Source organism: Parvimonas sp. C2, assembly GCF_035282405.1.
Lineage (GTDB): Bacteria > Bacillota > Clostridia > Tissierellales > Peptoniphilaceae > Parvimonas.
In genome coordinates this window covers 1-2,629 of the sequence record NZ_JAYKBP010000011.1, presented here as the reverse complement: position 1 = coordinate 2,629, position 2,629 = coordinate 1, and the positions used below count along the sequence as shown (strand labels likewise).

Below are 2,629 nucleotides of genomic sequence, written 5' to 3'. Positions count from 1 at the left end.
GCGGCTCAACCAGGCACAGAGACTGAAACTCCTGCACCGAAGTCGGTGGAATCTGACAATGGGGATAGCACCCATAATTCCACCACCCCACAGTGGAGCGATGAAATTGTCTCCGAGCAGCCAGCAGTCCAGCCCGAGACCCCGAGCGAGCCGGTAGACAACACCCAGCAGCCCACCTATGAGCCTGCTGTGCACACCACTGACTCTCAAGGCTTCGAAGTGGAAACGGAGCCTGCCTACACCCCAGATTCTGTTTCTGACGATGTAGAAAACGCCCCGCAAAATGAGGCTTCAGCTGAGGAAGTAGCTCCCAACACCAACCCACAGCCAGAGGCAGTAGAGACTGCCCAGCCTGCAGAACCTGTACAACCTGCCGTGGAAGAATCGGCACCTGCTGGTGAGGAAACTGCACAGCAGCCAGTGACAGCCCAGCCAGAGCAGCAGCCAACAGCGCCGGTAGAAACCAACGAGGTAGAAGGCGCTACGGCCACTGTGTCGGCCCCAGGAATCACGGTGACAGCACAGGGGCAGGCCCAGCCGTTTGACGGTGACGTCACTATCTCTACAGCGGCGGGCGAGAGCACCATTGCTTTGCCGGCCAAGGAAGTCGCCTGGGCGCAGCAGGCCGGTCAAAACGCTGCTAAGGCGCTTCCAGAATACGGGCAGGAGAACCTCAATAACCTGCACAATGCAGTAATTGACGAGGTAGAGAATCTGCCTACCGAGCAGCAGGCCGAACTGGGGGCTGTTTCTGCGGACGTAAATATCGACCACAAGACTGCCTAAACTGCTTGCGGCCTAAGCCGAGAAATGAGGAATACCCATGGATGATTGGCTTGACGCACTCGATAATCACGACAAACAAAACTCCGCGAAACCTGACCTTCGTGCCCTTGATAGCACCAAGGAAGAGCAAGAAAGTCGCGTAGACGATACGCAGACTGAAAAGACGCCGGAGGAAACAGCACCGGCTGTAGAAGAAAAACCTAAGCCTAAAGCAAAAGCTAAGCCCGCAGCTGAAAAAGAACCTGCGGTTTCTCGCCCTGATTCTGTAGACAAGAGCGAGAAAAAGCCAGCCAAAGATAAGAAAAGTCGCGGCGTAGCCTTGCCTATCGCGCTTGGTGTAGGTGTGTTTGCCCTTGTAGGAGCTGGTGCTTTCACTTTCCTTGCCCAGATGGGTGATTCTTCTGAGGACACTGCCTCGCAAGAGCACTCACAGCAGTCCTCGCCGGTAGCAGAAGAAGCTGACCAACAAGGCCCACAACCAGTGTCTGATACCTCCTCTGAGATTGCGGAAGTCGGAACCCGCTGTAGCGGAAACAATGATGTGGACGTGTCGGCCGAAGACTCCCCGCGCGCCGCAATCGCGAAGTTTGAAAAGGCTTATTTTGACGCTGACGCCAACGGTGTCAAGGCGTCTTTGACCAAGGACAGCGATATGCAAAAGCAGAACTGGATGAAGATTCTGCCCAAGGCTGCTCCTAAAGGCACGACCTGGTGTCTGACTATGCAGCCGTCCGAGGGAGATACGACCTCTGTAGAGCTAGAGGTCAAGCAGCCCAAGGAAGAAAAGCCCACCTTGTACAAACAAAAAGTAACCGCAAAGGAGACCAACGGCTCGTGGGCTGTGGACTCCATTGGACGAGAGGACTAAAACGGTGACTCTGCTGAAACACGCTTTTTCTTACGCTGCCACCGCGTCCATAGTGGCCAGGTTCGGCCTGCCGGTGCCTACCGCCATGGCCCAGACAGAGACCGATAAAAAAGACGTCTCCGATGATAAGTGTGCTGATATTCAGCTTGTGCTTGTCAATGGCACTTTCGATACCTCCGCGCAGGAGGACTCTACTCATGATCATGGTTTCGGCTCGAAAATTGCTGGTCCTGCCATGCGCGAAGCCAACCCAAGCGCTCCTAAAGACTTGTCGGGCGGCATTAGCCTAGAAGACGCCGAAGACTCTTTTGCTACTTCGACAAAGGCCACTGCTGAGGCAGTTACTAAAGACGATGCCCAGCTGATTGCCGCAGACTCTAAGGATCTGTGGGGAGGCAGTGATAACTCCACAGACGATAAGTCTGGCGATTCCAACGACTTGTGGGGCGGTGGAGACTCCCAAGAGCCTGCAGAAGATAAAAGCGACAATTCGGACTTGTGGGGAAATTCCGACAAGTCTAGTGACAAGTCGTCGGATTCTAATGACCAGTGGGGTAGTGGAGACAAGGACTCTTCCACTGGCTCCGAGGACGAAGAATCGTCTGACTCCCTGTGGGAGGACGCCCCAGAAAACAACACGGACGAGTGGCAGACTGAAGAAAAAGACACGGTAGAAAAGGACGGCACGCGCATTGCGCGCACCTATGTGACCTACCCTGCTGCAGCAGGCGGAGCTATTGTGCCGGGGTTGAAACCGTCTGCGCCAGTTGCCTATACCGAGTCGATGGAAAAGGGTGCGCAAAACACCGCCAAGGTGCTCAACGAGGTAGCCGCCAAATGTCCTAACACTAAGGTCTTTCTTGCCGGTCATTCTCAAGGTGCGCAGGTAGTGTCTACTGTCGCACGCGAAATTGGCTCCGGCGAGTCGGACTTTCCAGCCGATAAAGTAGCAGGCGTTGCCCTATTTTCTGACCC

General features: G+C 55.0%; 3 protein-coding genes. All 3 read left to right on the top strand.

Going from position 1 to position 2,629, the window contains the following annotated elements:
- Positions 1-786, top strand: a 786-nt coding sequence (locus tag VJI95_RS07960; RefSeq protein ID WP_442953989.1) for a hypothetical protein, incomplete at its 5' end; no start/stop codon positions are given.
- Between the two features lie 37 nt (positions 787-823).
- The gene (locus VJI95_RS07955) at positions 824-1,654 is read left to right on the top strand and encodes a hypothetical protein (protein WP_324011065.1); all 831 of its coding nucleotides are present in this window, start codon (positions 824-826) and stop codon (positions 1,652-1,654) included.
- Positions 1,638-2,629, top strand: a 992-nt coding sequence (locus tag VJI95_RS07950; RefSeq protein ID WP_324011063.1) for a cutinase family protein, incomplete at its 3' end; no start/stop codon positions are given. The genes VJI95_RS07955 and VJI95_RS07950, both read left to right, overlap by 17 nt.